The 16,231-nt window shown below is 53.8% G+C and carries 12 protein-coding genes and 2 pseudogenes; 9 read left to right on the top strand and 5 right to left on the bottom strand.

From position 1 onward, the window contains the following. The first annotated feature begins 35 nt into the window (after positions 1-35). From ACLRGG_RS11160 to uspE, 3 genes are all read left to right on the top strand, one after another. On the top strand, positions 36-1,325 hold the full coding sequence (locus tag ACLRGG_RS11160) for an MFS transporter (protein WP_416249841.1): 1,290 nt from the start codon (positions 36-38) through the stop codon (positions 1,323-1,325). Positions 1,326-1,478: 153 nt separating this feature from the next. Continuing rightward, positions 1,479-2,234, top strand: coding sequence for a fumarate/nitrate reduction transcriptional regulator Fnr (fnr, locus tag ACLRGG_RS11165; RefSeq protein ID WP_067701719.1), 756 nt, complete (start codon positions 1,479-1,481; stop codon positions 2,232-2,234). Between the two features lie 181 nt (positions 2,235-2,415). Further along, the gene (uspE, locus tag ACLRGG_RS11170; protein ID WP_416249842.1) at positions 2,416-3,366 is read left to right on the top strand and encodes a universal stress protein UspE; all 951 of its coding nucleotides are present in this window, start codon (positions 2,416-2,418) and stop codon (positions 3,364-3,366) included. Between the two features lie 203 nt (positions 3,367-3,569). Here uspE and pntB read toward each other — a convergent pair whose 3' ends face one another. Beyond that, positions 3,570-4,958: a Re/Si-specific NAD(P)(+) transhydrogenase subunit beta gene (gene pntB, locus ACLRGG_RS11175; protein ID WP_416249843.1), complete on the bottom strand. Its 1,389-nt coding sequence runs from the start codon at positions 4,956-4,958 to the stop codon at positions 3,570-3,572. A 10-nt stretch (positions 4,959-4,968) separates the two neighbouring features. After that, a complete protein-coding gene (gene pntA / locus ACLRGG_RS11180; RefSeq protein ID WP_416249844.1) occupies positions 4,969-6,504 on the bottom strand; it encodes a Re/Si-specific NAD(P)(+) transhydrogenase subunit alpha in 1,536 nt (511 codons plus the stop codon). Between the two features lie 520 nt (positions 6,505-7,024). Here pntA and ydgH point away from each other — a divergent pair. Beyond that, positions 7,025-7,975, top strand: a complete 951-nt coding sequence (ydgH, locus tag ACLRGG_RS11185) for a DUF1471 family protein YdgH (RefSeq protein WP_416249845.1) — start codon at positions 7,025-7,027, stop codon at positions 7,973-7,975. 234 nt (positions 7,976-8,209) lie between these two features. After that, a complete protein-coding gene (locus tag ACLRGG_RS11190; protein WP_416249846.1) occupies positions 8,210-9,601 on the top strand; it encodes a basic amino acid/polyamine antiporter in 1,392 nt (463 codons plus the stop codon). On the opposite strand, the gene ACLRGG_RS11195 is transcribed toward ACLRGG_RS11190, so the two are convergent. Next, entirely contained in the window at positions 9,598-10,011 is a 414-nt protein-coding gene (locus ACLRGG_RS11195) for a hypothetical protein (RefSeq protein WP_416249847.1), read from the bottom strand. The two genes, ACLRGG_RS11190 and ACLRGG_RS11195, sit on opposite strands and share 4 nt — an antisense overlap. A gap of 177 nt (positions 10,012-10,188) precedes the next feature. On the opposite strand from ACLRGG_RS11195, the gene rstA reads away from it, so the two are divergent. From rstA to ACLRGG_RS11210, 3 genes are read left to right on the top strand one after another with little or no spacing between them, the layout of a single operon-like run. Next, positions 10,189-10,917, top strand: a complete 729-nt coding sequence (gene rstA / locus ACLRGG_RS11200) for a two-component system response regulator RstA (RefSeq protein WP_416249848.1) — start codon at positions 10,189-10,191, stop codon at positions 10,915-10,917. After that, positions 10,914-12,215 carry a two-component system sensor histidine kinase RstB gene (gene rstB, locus ACLRGG_RS11205; RefSeq protein ID WP_416249849.1) on the top strand — a complete coding sequence of 434 codons (1,302 nt, stop codon included), beginning with the start codon at positions 10,914-10,916 and terminating at the stop codon, positions 12,213-12,215. The genes rstA and rstB overlap by 4 nt, the downstream gene beginning before the upstream one ends. A gap of 27 nt (positions 12,216-12,242) precedes the next feature. Then, complete coding sequence (locus tag ACLRGG_RS11210; protein WP_416249850.1) at positions 12,243-13,733, top strand: carboxypeptidase M32; 1,491 nt, start codon at positions 12,243-12,245, stop codon at positions 13,731-13,733. Between the two features lie 315 nt (positions 13,734-14,048). Here ACLRGG_RS11210 and ACLRGG_RS11215 read toward each other — a convergent pair whose 3' ends face one another. Both ACLRGG_RS11215 and ACLRGG_RS11220 read right to left on the bottom strand, forming a co-directional pair. Beyond that, the gene (locus ACLRGG_RS11215) at positions 14,049-14,819 is read right to left on the bottom strand and encodes an N-acetylmuramoyl-L-alanine amidase (RefSeq protein WP_416249851.1); all 771 of its coding nucleotides are present in this window, start codon (positions 14,817-14,819) and stop codon (positions 14,049-14,051) included. Between the two features lie 347 nt (positions 14,820-15,166). Further along, positions 15,167-15,703, bottom strand: a pseudogene (locus ACLRGG_RS11220) (transposase family protein); the annotation flags it as partial. 281 nt (positions 15,704-15,984) lie between these two features. Between ACLRGG_RS11220 and asr the strand changes: the two are divergent. Then, a pseudogene (gene asr, locus ACLRGG_RS11225) lies at positions 15,985-16,182 on the top strand (acid resistance repetitive basic protein Asr); the annotation flags it as partial. Positions 16,183-16,231: the final 49 nt, after the last annotated feature.

Below are 16,231 nucleotides of genomic sequence, written 5' to 3' on the forward strand. Positions count from 1 at the left end.
TTCGTCCGGGCCCTGCATGCATCAGAGGAATTACCATGAAATCAGAAAAACACTGGTTCGGACTGCCGCTCTCTCTGTTCTGGGGCTATATCGCTATAGCCGTGTTTATGAGCGGCGACGGCTTTGAAATGGCCTTTCTGTCCAAACATATTACCGATATGGGCTTTACCCCGTCCCAGTCGGCGCTGGTCTTTACCCTCTATGGCGCCGCAGCCGCACTGGCAGCGTGGAGTTCCGGGGTGGTGGCAGAAATTATCACCCCGCAGCGTGCTATGCGTATCGGCTTTTTCCTGTGGGTGATTATGCATATTCTGTTTATGACCCTGGGACTGGGAATGCGCAACTATCCACTGATGCTGCTGTTTTACGGCATTCGCGGCCTGGCCTATCCGCTGTTTATATACTCATTCGTGATGCTGGTCGTACAGAACGTTCCAAAACACCGGCTCTCCTCCGCGATGGGTTGGTTCTGGGCAATGTATTCGATTGGCATAGGCTGCGTCGGTAGCTATCTGCCCAGCTTCACTATCCCCTGGATGGGAGAAACGGGTACGCTGTGGTTTGCCATTGCCTGGGTAGTGGCTGGCGGCCTGATGGCGATGTTTTTGCTGCGCAACGTCGGGGGAGAAAGTGAGAAAGCTAACCTCTCCACGCGGGAAAAACTCACCGAACTGTCGCGGGCAGTCACGATCCTGTTCACCAATCGTAATATTTTTCTGGCCTGTCTGATCCGCATCATTAACACGCTTTCGCTATTTGGCTTTGCGGTGGTTATGCCCATGCTGTTTGTTGGCAGGCTGGGCTTTACCATGTCCGAGTGGTTGCAAATCTGGGCGGTGTTCTTCTTCATCACTATTTTTACCAATATTATGTGGGGCGTGCTCGGGGAGTACATTGGCTGGATCCGCCAGGTACGCTGGTTTGGCTGCCTGGGTTGTGCGATATCGAGCCTCGCCTTCTATTACCTGCCTGTCACCTTCGGCCATAACTATTGGGTCGCGATGATACCCGCGGTGATGCTGGGCATTACCGTAGCGGCATTTGTGCCGATGACCGCCGTCTTCCCGGTACTGGAGCCAAAGCATAAAGGCGCAGCGGTCTCGATCTATAATCTTTCGGCAGGCCTCAGTAATTTCCTTGCGCCAGCAATCGCGTCACTGGTGCTGCCCTTCTTTGATATCGTCGGCGTGGTCTGGACCTACACCGTCCTCTACCTGTTTGCGGGGATTTTGACGCTAATTATCCGCGTCGAGCAGCCCGCACGCATCCCGGCCAGTCAGGGGGCAAAAGGCTATGGCGAAGCCGTTCCGTTACAAAACAAGTAGTCCTGCTTAGAATCAGTGAGTTATGTAAAGGGATAGCCTCAACACGGGCTATCCCTTTTGTTTAATGTGGCTAAAACTGCTCTGATGAGTTCCTTTTTGTAACTAAAAAATGTTAAAATTGACCTTAGTCAATAATCAGTCGAGCGTATCACTATGATCCCTGAAAAGCGTATTATCAGCAGGCGTATTCAGTCTGGCGGGTGTGCTATTCACTGTCAGGATTGCAGCATCAGCCAGCTCTGTATCCCCTTCACGCTGAACGAACACGAGCTCGATCAGCTGGATAACATCATTGAACGCAAAAAACCGATCCAGAAAGGCCAGACCCTGTTTAAGGCAGGCGATGAGCTGAAATCGCTTTATGCTATTCGCTCAGGGACCATTAAGAGCTATACCATCACCGAACAGGGCGACGAGCAGATCACCGGCTTTCATCTGGCGGGCGACCTGGTGGGTTTTGATGCCATCAGCATGGGCGAGCATCCCAGCTTCTCTCAGGCGCTGGAAACCGCCATGGTGTGTGAGATCCCCTTTGAAACCCTTGATGACCTCTCCGGAAAGATGCCCAGCCTGCGTCAGCAGATGATGCGTCTGATGAGCGGCGAGATTAAGGGCGATCAGGAGATGATCCTGCTGTTGTCGAAGAAAAATGCCGAAGAGCGCCTCGCTGCGTTCATTTACGGCCTGTCACGCCGCTTTGGACAGCGTGGATTCTCGCAGCGCGAGTTCCGTCTGACCATGACTCGCGGTGATATCGGTAACTACCTGGGACTGACGGTCGAAACGATCAGCCGCCTGCTGGGTCGCTTCCAGAAAAGCGGTATGCTGGCGGTAAAGGGTAAGTATATTACGATCGAAAACCACGACCTGCTGGCAGAGCTTGCCGGTCAGAGTCGCGCTATCGCCTGACCCTTCGTCGGGCTGGCCTGCCAGCCCGGCGCCTTCTTAGCCTCATCCCCCGCCTTCTGTCTTTTCCAGCAGCCTTATGATTAATTGTTATAATATTGATCCCGCTATAACTTTTAACTTCTTCCCCTGACCTGATTAGGCTATCTTTAAGCTGACACGCTCAGTGTATGGAGAAACCGTTATGGCTAAGTATCAAAACATTCTCGTGGCTATCGATCCTCAGCAGGACGACCAGCCCGCGCTCCGACGTGCTGTCTACCTCAATCAGCGCCTGGGAGGCCGTATTACTGCCTTCCTGCCAATTTATGACTTCTCCTATGAGATGACCACGCTGCTCTCTCCTGATGAACGTTCCACAATGCGCCAGGGCGTGGTAAGTCAGCGAACTGAATGGATCCGTGAACAGGCCAGGGCCTATCTGGATGCCGGGGTCACGATTGATATTAAAGTCGTCTGGCATAACCGCCCTTTTGAAGCGATTATCCAGGAAGTACTGAACGGCCATTACGATCTGGTCCTTAAGATGACCCATCAGCATGACAGGCTCCAGTCGGTGGTCTTTACCCCAACCGACTGGCATCTGCTGCGTAAGTGTCCCTGCCCGGTGTGGATGGTAAAGGATCAGCCCTGGCCGGAAGGGGGTAAAGCCGTGGTTGCCGTTAACCTGGCCAGCGAGGAACCGCATCACGACCCGCTGAATACCCGGCTGGTTAAGGAGACGCTGGAGCTGGCGGAGATGGTTAATCATACCGATGTCCATCTCATTGGCGCTTACCCCGTTACGCCGATCAATATTGCTATTGAGCTGCCCGACTTTGATCCCAGCGTGTATAACGACGCCATTCGCGGCCAGCACCTGCTGGCAATGAAGGCCCTGCGCCAGCAGTTTGGCATCGATGAAAAATTCACCCACGTTGAAAAAGGCCTGCCGGAGGACGTGATCCCCGGGCTGGCAGAGCAGCTTGACGCAGGCGTAGTGGTATTGGGTACTATTGGCCGTACCGGGTTGTCAGCGGCCTTCCTCGGCAATACCGCAGAACAGGTTATCGATCACCTTCGCTGCGACCTGCTGGCCATTAAACCCGAGGGTTTTGTGTCACCCATTGAGCTGGATGACGATTCGGACGATTAACGCATGTGAAGATGCAGGATAAGAGCGGTGTGGGATAGCGCAGACGCTTTAAATCGCAGAAGCTATGATAAAAAGGGAAATGCGTAAGCATTTCCCTTTTGTTTCCAGCTTTACAACCTTATCAAACTGCTGTGGTGCCTTACTACGCAGGTAAAGTGATTAAAGGCATCCAGGCCAGCGTAGGGCACTCCGCACCCTATCCGCTACAGCGCTTTCAGAATGGCTTCAACCGTGGCTTTAGCATCGCCAAACAGCATCTGCGTATTCTCTTTAAAGAAGAGCGGGTTCTGCACACCGGCATAGCCGGTATTCATCGAGCGTTTGAACACCACCACGTTGTGCGCCTTCCATACCTCCAGCACCGGCATCCCCGCAATAGGGCTGCGAGGATCGTCCTGCGCGGCCGGGTTTACCGTGTCGTTAGCGCCAATCACCAGTACCGTATCGGTATCGCTGAAATCGTCGTTGATCTCGTCCATCTCCAGCACAATATCGTACGGGACGCGCGCTTCCGCCAGCAGAACGTTCATATGGCCCGGAAGGCGACCGGCAACCGGATGGATACCAAACCGCACCTGCACGCCTAGCGCGCGCAGCTTAGCGGTGATCTCAGCTACCGGGTACTGGGCCTGCGCCACGGCCATGCCGTAGCCGGGGGTGATGATGACCGAGCTGGAGTTTTTCAACAGCTCGGCAGTACCCTGCACGTCGATTTCGCGGTATTCGCCTGCTTCTTCGCTTTCACCGGTTGAGCTGCTGTCGGTACCAAAGCCACCCGCAATCACGCTGATAAACGAACGGTTCATCGCTTTACACATAATGTAAGAGAGGATCGCCCCGCTGGAGCCCACCAGCGCCCCGGTGACAATCAGCAGGTCATTACTAAGCATAAAGCCTGCCGCCGCCGCCGCCCAGCCCGAGTAGGAGTTCAGCATTGACACCACTACCGGCATATCTGCGCCACCGATGGAGGCCACCAGATGCCAGCCGAAGGCCAGCGCAATCAGGGTCATTACCACCAGCGCAAAGCCCTGCGTCGCCGTACTGTCAGTACGCACAAAGATAATCAGCAGGCACAGCGAGACCACCAGCGCCAGCAGATTAAGCTTATGACGGTGAGGCAGCATCAGGGGACGTGACGAGATTTTGCCCCGTAGTTTGCCAAACGCCACGATTGAACCGGTGAAGGTTACCGCACCGATAAAGATGCCAATAAAGACTTCGGTAAGATGAATATTTTCCAGCACGGTATCCATGCCAGGCGCGTGATCGAGATAGCTGTTAAAGCCGACCAGTACCGCGGCGAGGCCGACGAAGCTGTGCAAAATCGCCACCAGCTCTGGCATCTCGGTCATTTCAACCTTCTTCGCCAGACGGATCCCGAGGGTACCGCCGATAATCATCGCGACGATAATCCAGCCCACGCTGCCACTGTCCGGCCCCAGTATGGTTGCCAGCAGCGCAATGGCCATCCCGCTGATGCCGAACAGATTCCCCTGCTTTGACGTTTCATGTTTCGACAGCCCGGCAAGGCTGCATATAAAAAGAATTGCGGCAACAATGTATGCTGCAGTAACTAATCCGCCAGACATTGATTATCCCTTAGTTCTTACGAAACATTTTCAGCATGCGCTGAGTGACGGTGAAACCACCGAAGATATTTATGCTGGCAATCAGCACGGCGATAAAGGAGAGGAAGCTGACCCAGCCGCCGTGTCCAATTTGCAACAGTGCGCCCACCACAATAATGCCCGATATGGCATTGGTTACCGACATCAGCGGGGTGTGCAGCGCGTGGCTGACGTTCCAGACCACGTAGTAACCTACTACGCAGGAGAGCGCAAAAACGGTAAAGTGCGACAGGAACGCCGGCGGCGCCACGTTGGCAAACCAGCCGAAAAGGATAATGGCCAGCGCAAACAGCGCGTATTTACGCAGCGGCGAGGCCGGCTGTTGTGCTTCCACTTTTTCCGGCGTGCTGGCAGCAGCAGGAGCGGCTTTCTGTGCCGCAGAGACCTGAATCGGCGGCGCAGGCCAGGTCACTTCTCCCTCGCGGATCACCGTCACGCCGCGAATAACCACGTCGTCAAAATCGACGGTAATCTCGCCGTTTTTCTCTTTACACAGCAGTTTGAGCAGATTCACCAGGTTGGTGCCATACAGCTGGGAGGACTGCGTAGGCAGACGGCTGGGCAGATCGGTATAACCGATAATCTTAACGCCGTTGTCCGTGGTGGTAACACAATCTGCCACGGTCAGCTCACAGTTACCGCCGGTCTGGGCGGCAAGATCGACGATGACGCTGCCGGGCTTCATCAGGGCGACCGTCTCAGCGGTGATCAGCTTCGGTGCGGGCCGACCGGGGATCAGCGCCGTGGTGACAATAATATCCACCTCTTTAGCCTGGGCGGCGAACAGCGCCATCTCAGCCTTAATGAAGGCTTCGGACATCACTTTAGCATAGCCGTCCCCGCTACCCGCCTCTTCCTCAAAATCGAGTTCGAGGAATTCGGCGCCCATACTCTGTACCTGTTCTTTCACTTCCGGGCGGGTGTCAAAGGCGCGAACGATCGCCCCCAGGCTGCCTGCCGCACCAATGGCGGCCAGACCGGCCACCCCTGCGCCGATGATCATAACTTTGGCGGGCTGCACCTTACCGGCGGCGGTGATCTGCCCGGTAAAGAAGCGGCCAAACTCATGAGCCGCCTCAACAATGGCACGATAACCGGCAATATTCGCCATGGAACTGAGCGCATCCAGCGACTGCGCACGCGAAATGCGCGGCACCGCATCCATTGCCATCACGGTGACGTTACGAGCCGCCAGCTTCTCCAGCAGTGCCGGATTTTGAGCGGGCCAGATAAAACTCACCAGCGTACTGCCTTTACGCGTCAGCACGATTTCATCGTCGTCTGGCGCATTTACCTTAAGCACGATGTCTGCCTGCCAGGCCGCGTGCGTGTCACCCAGGGTGGCACCGGCAGCAACAAAGGCAGCATCATCAAAGCTGGCCAGTTTGCCAGCCCCGTTCTCTACCACAACGCTAAAACCCAGCGCCAGCAGCTGCTCAACCGTCTTCGGCGTGGCAGCGACTCGCGCTTCGTTGGGCAATCGTTCTCTGGGTATTCCGATTAACATAATATTCCTTTTCATCAACAATGGGGATGATGGTGAGTTCGGTCAGTCATGGCCCGCGAGCCATAAAAGGAACTGTATCAAACTGTTTATAAACTACTTAATTTATGTCCTGCGATCCAGCCAGCACCCGACTGTTTGTGATGATTTCATATAAAAATTCAGAGGCAAGTACCAAAAACGCTATTTACTGACTGAATTTACGCATTTATGGGGCACAGTGTGCTGGCTTGCAAAACGGTAAAGTGGAATATTTAACGTTTAAAAAATATGATTTAACAATGAATTAACTTTAATACTGGTAACAATAACCCGTATTTATGGTAAAGGCCTTTCGGGCGGGGTGATTTGAACTCCCACCGTTTTTATTGCCCGTGAAGGATAAACCCGCGATAAGCTTTCGCTCAAAATGGCTGAGACAGAATGTATTATTACATGCAATAATCGGCTGCTAATCTGTTACACATCAAGAGTCCAGCACGTTTTTGTACTCATTTTTTGCGTAAGGCGAAGGATTATTTCTATGAAGCTGAAGAACACCATTCTGGCATCAGCCCTGTTGTCGCTCATTTCACTCACCGCGCATGCGGCACAGGAGCTGTCACCGGAAAAGGCAGCCTCGCTGAAACCATTTGACCGTATTGCCCTGTCGGGTCGTTTTAATGCGATCAATGAGGCCAGTGCAGCCGTCTCTAAACGTGCTGATGAACTGGGCGCTGCTTCCTATTTTATTCAGGGAATTAACGATACTAACGGCAACGGCGGCAACTGGCGCATCGTGGCGGACATCTATCATGCAGATGCACCGGTTGCGGTTAAAAACAGAGACCGCATCATCAATGGCGTCCGTGAGCTGACTAAAGCTGAAGCCTATCGGCTTGAGCCGTATGACACCGTTTCCATTAGCGGTTTCTATCGCAGCCAGCCCGATGTGAACGATGCCATTACCAAAGCAGCCACTAAAAAAGGCGCGGCCTCGTTCTTTATCGTCCGTCAGGTCGACGCGAACAGCGGTGGCAACCAGTACATAACGGCCTATATCTATAAGAAAGATGCGCCAGCCCGCCGCGTACAGTCTCCGGACGCGGTGCCAGCGGATTCACAGGCGGGTAAAGCCGCGCTGGCAGCAGGGGGCGCGGCCGCTAAAACCGTGCAGATCCCAGGGGTCGCCTCTTCTGAAACGCCAAGCAACAAGGTTGGCCGTTTCTATGAAACTCAGTCATCTACCGGCGAGCGCTATACCGTCAGAACGCCGGAAGGGAAAAGCGTACAGGAAGTAAGTGCCATCACCGCTGCACAGATGCAGCCCTATGACAGTGTAACCTTCACCGGACACTTCGGTACTCCAACCGAGATTTCGGAAGCGGTAGGCCGTGCAGCGATCGCTAAAGGAGCGAAGTATTATCACATCACCCGCCAGTGGTCGAATCAGAGCGGCGGTAACCTGACCGTTTCGGCCGATCTGTTTAAATAAGCTCAGCAGGTAAAGACGGCGGCCCCGCCGTCTTTACTTTTTATTGCATAATTTTCGCATGCAATATGCATAAAAACGCACCTTTCACCCCCGGTCTCATTGCATCTCACCTCCTCACTCCGTAAAATCGCCAGCCTGTTTCAGATGAAAACGCCGTTTTTGCTGCACCCTGGTCGCTCAAAATCGCAACATCAGGCTGAACATGGTTTTTTATTCTGCTATTGGGACGTTTTTTTGGACAAAAAATTAGGCCTTACCGCCCTTACGGCGCTGGTACTCAGTTCAATGCTTGGCGCTGGCGTATTCAGCCTGCCACAAAATATGGCTGCCGTAGCCAGCCCGGCGGCGCTGCTGATTGGCTGGGCGATAACCGGCGTGGGGATTATTCTGCTTTCTCTGGCGCTGCTGCTCCTTACCCGGATCAAACCGGAGCTGGACGGCGGTATCTATACCTATGCCAGAGAGGGCTTTGGTGAACTCGTAGGCTTTTGCTCCGCCTGGGGGTACTGGCTGTGCGCGGTTATCGCCAATGTCTCCTATCTGGTTATCGTCTTTTCTGCGCTGAGCTTTTTCACCGATTCGCCGGGACACGTCGTCTTTGGCGACGGCAATACCTGGCAGGCGGTGCTTGGCGCATCCCTCCTGCTGTGGCTGGTTCACTGGCTGGTATTACGCGGGGTACAGACGGCGGCCAGCATCAATCTGGTGGCAACGCTGGGCAAGCTTGTCCCGCTGGGGCTGTTTATCGTGCTGGCGGTGGCGGCGTTTAAGCTTGACTGTTTCAGGCTGGATTTTAGCGGCATTCAGCTCGGCAAGCCGGTCTGGCAGCAGGTGAAAGACACCATGCTGATCACCCTGTGGGTCTTTATCGGCGTTGAAGGGGCGGTGGTCGTCTCCGCACGCGCGCGCAACAAAAAAGATGTGGGCCGGGCAACGCTACTGGCGGTAACAACAGCCCTGCTGGTTTATCTGCTGGTTACCCTCCTTTCCCTGGGTATTGTGCCCCGTGCCGAGCTGGCACAGATGCGTAACCCTTCGATGGCGGGCCTGATGACGCGTCTGATCGGTTCCTGGGGGGACGTGGTGATTGCTATCGGGCTGGTGGTTTCCGTCTGCGGCGCCTACCTGAGCTGGACGATTATGGCAGCAGAAGTGCCTATGCTGGCAGCCGGACAGGGCGCCTTCCCCCGCTCGCTGGCGAAGCAAAATGCGCGTGGCGCGCCCTCTGCTTCACTCTGGCTCACCAACAGCAGCGTACAGATTTGCCTGATCCTGATCTGGCTCACTCATTCGGATTACAACACCCTGCTGAATATCGCGTCTGAAATGATTCTGGTGCCCTATCTGCTGGTGGGTGTGTATCTGATTAAGGTCTCACGCTCGCTAAACAGGCCGATGGTTACCGCCATAGCCGTGGGCGCTACGGCCTATGGTCTCTGGCTGCTGTATGCCTCTGGCCCGCTGCATCTGCTGCTGTCGGTAGTGCTGTACGCCCCTGGCGCCCTGCTCTTTCTGTTCGCGCGCCGCGGTGGCCGCGGGGGCAAAAGACTGAATGGCATGGAAAGAGTGGCTATCGTGCTGCTGATGGCAGGTTCAGCCCCTGCCCTGTGGACGCTGATGCATTAATGGGAAAAGGCGGGCACTCTTACCGTTAAGCAGTCATTATGCTGGTTAAGGTTAAGCGGTTTGACGTACTCCCTGCGGATGACGTCAAGCTGCTGCTCGGAGAGCGTATACGGCAGCAAAATATCAAAGGCGTCGATATGCTGTTGTTCAGCAAGGGTTATCAATCGGGCGATGTTAATTTCGTCACTGACCTGGGTAGAAATGATCTGTAACGCCAGGGCCTTAAGTCTTTCAGAAGGCGCTGTGGGCAGATCGGGCGAGTTTTTCGTCACCATGCCGAAGATGGGCATCACGCCATAGATGGCGTCGACGAAGCTCCAGCGTTTTTTACAGGATGCGGAGAGAAAATCCGTATAATTCAGGCAGATATGGTTAATGTGCAGCGCAGAGGTCTGCTCTTTATCCGACACCCTTTATGCTCCTTTCTCTGGTACGTGTTATCCGGTAAGTTGTCAGAACAACCCTGCTAATATAATGGCATAGTTTAAAGGGGATATACTATATATCCAGCATTATTTAGCCGCGGGTAATAGTAGTCACGGTAAACATTGGGTAATCTTACTTTCCCTTCTCAGATAAAAAAACCGATGAACAGAATAGTATTTGTTGAAGACGATCAGGACGTTGGCGAGCTGATTGCCGCTTATCTTAACCGCCATGACATTGAGGTGATTGTGGAAAGCCGGGGCGACCGCGCCGAAGCCACAATCGCCGAGGCCAACCCTGACCTGGTGATGCTGGATATCATGCTACCGGGCAAGGATGGTATGACGCTGTGCCGCGATCTGCGTACCAGCAAGATTTGGTCAGGCCCCATAGTGCTGCTGACGTCGCTGGACAGCGATATGAACCATATTTTGTCGCTCGAAATGGGCGCCAATGATTACATTCTCAAAACCACCCCGCCCGCCGTTCTGCTGGCGCGCCTGCGGCTGCATCTGCGTCAGGCCGGCGTGTCCACCCAGAGCGACGATATTGCGCCGGCGCAAACCGGGCAAAAGGCGCTGCGCTTTGGCACACTCTCCATAGACCCCCTTAACCGACAGGTGATGCTGGGCGGCGAGATTATCCCCCTCTCTACCGCCGATTTTGATTTACTCTGGGAGCTGGCTACCCACGCGGGCAGCACGCTGAACCGCGACGCCCTGCTGAAAACGCTGCGCGGCGTCAGCTATGACGGAATGGATCGCAGTATAGACGTGGCCATTTCCCGCCTGCGCAAAAAGCTGCTGGACAGCGCGACGGAACCCTACCGAATCAAAACGATTCGTAATAAAGGCTATCTGTTCGCGCCACACGCCTGGGATGCAGAATGAAAAAGCTTTTTATCCAGTTCTATCTGTTGCTGTTCGTCTGCTTTCTGGTGATGGCGATGCTGGTTGGCCTGGTATACAAATTCACCGCTGAGCGGGCCGGGCGAGAGTCGATGAACGATCTGATGAAAAGCTCGCTCTATCTGATGCGCAGTGAACTGCGGGAGATCCCGCCGCGCGACTGGAACAAGACCATTGATAATCTGGAGCTCAACCTGTCGTTTAAGCTACATATAGAACCAATGAGCAAATACCAGCTCGACCCGACTACCCTGCGCCGCCTGCGCGCCGGTGAAATCGTGGCGCTGGATGATGAATATACCTTTCTGCAGCATATCCCGCGCAGTCATTACGTGCTGGCCGTCGGCCCGATCCCCTATCTTTTTTTCCTGCATGAGATGCGCATTCTGGATATCGTGCTGCTGGCATTTATCGGCATTTCGCTGGCGCTGCCGGTGTTTATCTGGATGCGGCCCCACTGGAAAGATATGCTGCGGCTGGAGTCGGCCGCGCAGCGCTTTGGTCAGGGGCATCTGGATGAACGCATTCATTTCGACAGCGCCTCCAGCCTGGTAAGGCTGGGCGTGGCCTTTAACCAGATGGCGGATAACATCAACACGCTGGTTGCCAGTAAGAAGCAGCTGATTGACGGGATTGCCCATGAGCTGCGCACGCCGCTGGTGCGCCTGCGCTACCGGCTGGAGATGAGCGATAATCTGACGGATGTCGAGGCGGCGGCGTTAAATCGCGATATTGGCCAGCTGGAAGCGCTAATCGAAGAGCTGTTGACTTACGCGCGGCTCGACCGCCCGAAGGTGGATTTAAATTTACAGTCGCTGGACCTGGCAGAGTGGCTGGCTGAACGTATTGATGATATTCGATCGGTTCATCCTGAGGTGGAAATTGCGCTGGAGATGCCGCAGCGGCAAAACCACGGTGTGGCCGATGCCCGCCTGATGGAACGCGTTCTGGATAACCTGGTGAACAACGCGCTGCGCTATGCCGATCAGCAGCTGCGCGTCGGGCTGTGGTTTGACGGTAATACCGCCTGCCTGCAGGTGGAGGATGACGGCCCCGGTATTCCCCCTGACGAACGTGAGCGGGTATTTGAACCCTTTGTCCGCCTTGATCCCAGCCGCGACCGCGCGACGGGCGGCTGCGGCCTTGGGCTGGCTATCGTGCATTCGGTAGCGCAGGCCTTTGGCGGCTACGTGGTAATTGATACCAGCCCGCTCGGTGGCGCCAGCGTTCGCTTTTGCTGGCCCGTTGATCTACCCTTATCGCCTCCCCGCGCTGCCTGACGGCGCCTGTTGATAGCAAGGAACCCCATGTCCAGTGCCTATGAGAATCTGACAAAAACCTTTACCCGCCTCTCCCGCTTTGGGCATCTTTCTGCCATAGCCGGATGGGATATGATGACCATGATGCCGCCGGGCGGCAGCGCCCCACGCGGCGCCGCACTGGCTGAGCTGAGCGTGCTTCAGCACGAAATTCTGACCGCAAAGCAGGTGGGTCAGTGGCTGGACGAAGCCGAACAAACCCCGCTTAACGATGTTGAACAGGCCAATCTGTTTGAGATGCGCCGTGCATATCAGCAGGCTGCGCTGCTCCCTGCCTCGCTGGTAGAAGCCAAATCCATTGCCGGTTCGCGCTGTGAACACGCCTGGCGTCAGCAGCGTCCTGCCAACGACTGGCAGGGTTTCGCTGAAAATTTGCAGGAGGTCGTCAGGCTGAGCCGCGAGGAAGCTGAAATCCGTGCGCAGGCCAACGGCTGTTCCCGCTACGATGCCCTGCTGGATGTCTTTGAGCCGGGCATGACCAGCGCCAAACTGGATAAAACCTTCGGCAACATCAAGAGCTGGCTACCGGAACTGCTCCAGCGCATTGTTGAACAACAGTCGCGGGAGCAGGTGGCGTTGCCGCCAGGCCCCTTCGCCGTCGAGTCGCAGAAGCATCTTGCTCTGGCCGTAATGAAACAGCTGGGCTTCGATTTCAATGCTGGCCGCCTTGATGTCAGCAGCCATCCCTTCTGTGGCGGCGTTCCCGAAGACGTTCGCATCACCACCCGCTACAACGAAAATGAGTTTATCAGCGCGATGATGGGCGTGATCCATGAAACCGGTCACGCACGCTACGAACAAAATCTGCCAAAGCAGTGGGCAGGTCAGCCGGTCGCCCTCGCCCGCTCAACCGCCATCCACGAGTCTCAGAGCCTGTTTTTTGAGAAACAGCTGGGGCGCAGTGCTGAATTTCTCAACCTGCTGCTGCCACACGTTAAACAGCTGCTGGGTGACGGGCCTGCGCTGGAACCCGCAAACTTTATCGCGCTGAATCAGCGGGTGAAGCCGGGGTTGATTCGGGTCGATGCCGATGAGGTGAGCTACCCTGCCCACGTCATTTTGCGCTATGAAATTGAGCGCGCGCTGATTGCGGGGGAGGTTGAGGTCGGGGACATTCCGGCCCTGTGGCAGGAAAAAATGCAGGCACTGCTGGGGCTGGATACCACTGGGAACTACCGTGACGGCTGTATGCAGGATATTCACTGGACCGATGGCGCCTTTGGCTACTTCCCTACTTACACGCTCGGTGCAATGTACGCGGCCCAGCTGTTCCAGGGCGTCAAAAAGGCCCTGCCGCAGGTAAGCGAGCTGATCCGTGAGGGCAATCTCCAGCCGGTATTCGACTGGCTTTCACAGAATATCTGGCAGCACGGCAGCCGTTTCAGCACACGACAGCTGATTGAAAATGCCACCGGGGAAGACCTTAACCCACGGTGGTTCCGTGAGCATCTGGAAAATCGCTACCTGAACGGCCTCTGAGCCTTTAGTTAAGCGGCAGTCGCAGGCGCGGTGCCGCTTTGTTCACTCCTGTCGCCGAACCATTGCCACTATTGTCAGTGCGAGTTCCAGCTGCGCCTCATCGCGGGCGCGTTTACCGGATGAGACGTAATAAGCCAGACCGTTCATAGCTATATACCAAAGGTAGATAATGTCCGCGTATATTCCGGAATGAGATCAATAGGACTGTAACATTCCAGATTTGGCTCTGGACGTCTTTCAGGTAACGCAATGGAAGTGGAGTTAGCCGCTGATGGAATCATCCAACAGCGGCATGATAAACTTACAAAAGTAAAATTATTTTTTCGGAAAATATTTGTTCACTAACGCATAAAGAATTGCCGCTGTTTCAGCATCAGCGACACCATCATAATTCTTTTGTCGGAAGTGAAGCTGAAATGCCCGGATCAAATTTCTGTATCCGCTTTCTGTTACGGCATCTGAGATGTCATATCCGTATGTTCTTAACTTAGCAATAATATCTACTTTAGATGGTAGCGACTTATTGAAGTGCATCAGATAGTGCTGCATGGTCGATTCCTCATACCATGCACCGATACCTGCGTCATAAAGTTCTTTCCACGGGAAAGCAGCCCCTGGATCACTTTTTCTCCCCGGGGCAATATCGCTGTGTCCGACAACATTCGCAGGCGTAATATCAGGATATCGTTGCAGAATATTGGCGGCCAGTTCCTTGATTGCATCTGTCTGAACCGGGTTATAGGGGGGGAACACAAACACGCCGTTGTTATCACTGGCCAAATTAACCGTCTCAATCCCGATGGAGGTATCATTCAGGTTGCTGCGCCCGGCCCATGAACTTACGCCAGCATGCCAGGCACGCTCATTTTCATCAACCAGGTTGAATATACGCATTTCCTTAAAACCTGCATCAATATAAGTTTTTTCTGAAGGATCAGGAACGAGATAGTGAGCGCTTACCGAAGGCCCGGTCAAAACGGTTATTGACGCTTTAAAATCGACAGCAGTGTAGTGCATAACAAGGAAACGAACACGACGATTGAAACCTTTTACCGAACGATAGCTGTTATAATCAATTGGGTACATAGGTAACTCCTTTTATTGATGTGCAATCTATTGATAGCAGCATGTATGTCAACAAAATGTATACCATGTTAGTGCGGAGTTATCTCTGCGGATTTTTTGTGACAATAACCACGGTTTGTTAAGTAAAAGGCCTGTGAATCTATAGTGGCAGTTGGCAGCTTTGCTCATTTCCCATTTTTCCTCAAAGTTTCCTTTTTCAATTATTGTGGGCTGAAAAAAATGAAGTGCAGGTCGAGGATGGTAAACGCAGGTTCATATGCAGATATTGTGGGTCTGAGACCAGCGCTGGTTGCAGCTAATGTTTCCATTGGCGTCCGGCCACAGCACATTTCTCCCTGATGGGTTCACTCATTATTAGAGTGAGCCAGCCATTCATCAGGATCTGTTTGTAATGTATCGAGATCACCATACAATTTTTTACGGAACGTCACCTGATAAAACTCGTTCAGTATCGTCCTGTGGAAAACCTCTCGCAGATACCATTAGTCGGCGGTGACATACAGCTTACAGTGAGCAACCTTTGAGTAAGAATCAACGAACGTCTGCTGACAGATACGACCGACGCCTTTCAGATTACCGACGTAGAACCTGTCCTGTGATCCCAGATAACCCGGATGAGCAGCTTCGATTTCACCGCAGACCTCGTCATCGCTGGCTTTTCGTTTCAGTGCAACTATCTGGGCTTTGGTCAGTTCGATACCCTCACGGGCCGCTTTTTCTTCCTGCGCTTTCAGGCGTTTTTTGAAATTCTCAAGATTGTGGCGCAGCCAGACAGAACGGACGCCACTTCCTGAGATAAAAACGCCCTGTTTACGCAGCTCATTGCTGGTCCGGTGTTGGCCATGAGCAGGGAACGCAACAGCATAATTAACCACGGCGTTTTCATAACGGGATAGTTAGTATGGAGCATGAGAGTTAACTCGTGTTTTGTATAAGGATTTGACACCCATATCAAAACCGGTAACTCTAAACCTTTCAAGGTCATTTCAGATCAAGTCGCAACTAATACATTTCAGGCGCCCTGGTACAATGCGTACAAGGCCGTTGTACAATCCGTTACACGCCGATACCAATCACTCACTGAAAGCCTCCGTCCCTTCTCATATAGTTCTCCTACCGGCCCCGCAGTGGGCTGACATGTGAACTAACATTTGAGGGTTTTGCAATGAAAAAATTATTTGCTCTGGTTGTAGCCGCTGCAATGGGTATGTCTTCAGTTGCTTTCGCTGCTGAAACCACAACTGCTGCACCAGCCAGCACCACTACAACTGCTGCTGCAACGCCTGCTGCAACTACCGCTGCACCGGCTAAAACGACCACCACGACTAAGCATCATAAAAAACACAAAAAAGCGGCTAAGAAACTGTCTCTTATACACATCTGACGCTGCCGACGACGGCCTTGAGGTGTAG

It is taken from the genome of Erwinia sp. PPS120 (genome assembly GCF_047918655.1).
Taxonomy (GTDB): domain Bacteria; phylum Pseudomonadota; class Gammaproteobacteria; order Enterobacterales; family Enterobacteriaceae; genus Erwinia; species Erwinia tasmaniensis_A.

Coding starts and splice junctions, on each gene's coding strand:
- ACLRGG_RS11210 (WP_416249850.1), top strand. CDS start 12,243: ATGTCCAGTGCCTATGAGAATCTGACAAAAACCTTTACCCGCCTCTCC.
- uspE (WP_416249842.1), top strand. CDS start 2,416: ATGGCTAAGTATCAAAACATTCTCGTGGCTATCGATCCTCAGCAGGAC.
- rstB (WP_416249849.1), top strand. CDS start 10,914: ATGAAAAAGCTTTTTATCCAGTTCTATCTGTTGCTGTTCGTCTGCTTT.
- pntB (WP_416249843.1), bottom strand. CDS start 4,958: ATGTCTGGCGGATTAGTTACTGCAGCATACATTGTTGCCGCAATTCTT.
- ACLRGG_RS11160 (WP_416249841.1), top strand. CDS start 36: ATGAAATCAGAAAAACACTGGTTCGGACTGCCGCTCTCTCTGTTCTGG.
- fnr (WP_067701719.1), top strand. CDS start 1,479: ATGATCCCTGAAAAGCGTATTATCAGCAGGCGTATTCAGTCTGGCGGG.
- rstA (WP_416249848.1), top strand. CDS start 10,189: ATGAACAGAATAGTATTTGTTGAAGACGATCAGGACGTTGGCGAGCTG.
- ACLRGG_RS11215 (WP_416249851.1), bottom strand. CDS start 14,819: ATGTACCCAATTGATTATAACAGCTATCGTTCGGTAAAAGGTTTCAAT.
- pntA (WP_416249844.1), bottom strand. CDS start 6,504: ATGTTAATCGGAATACCCAGAGAACGATTGCCCAACGAAGCGCGAGTC.
- ydgH (WP_416249845.1), top strand. CDS start 7,025: ATGAAGCTGAAGAACACCATTCTGGCATCAGCCCTGTTGTCGCTCATT.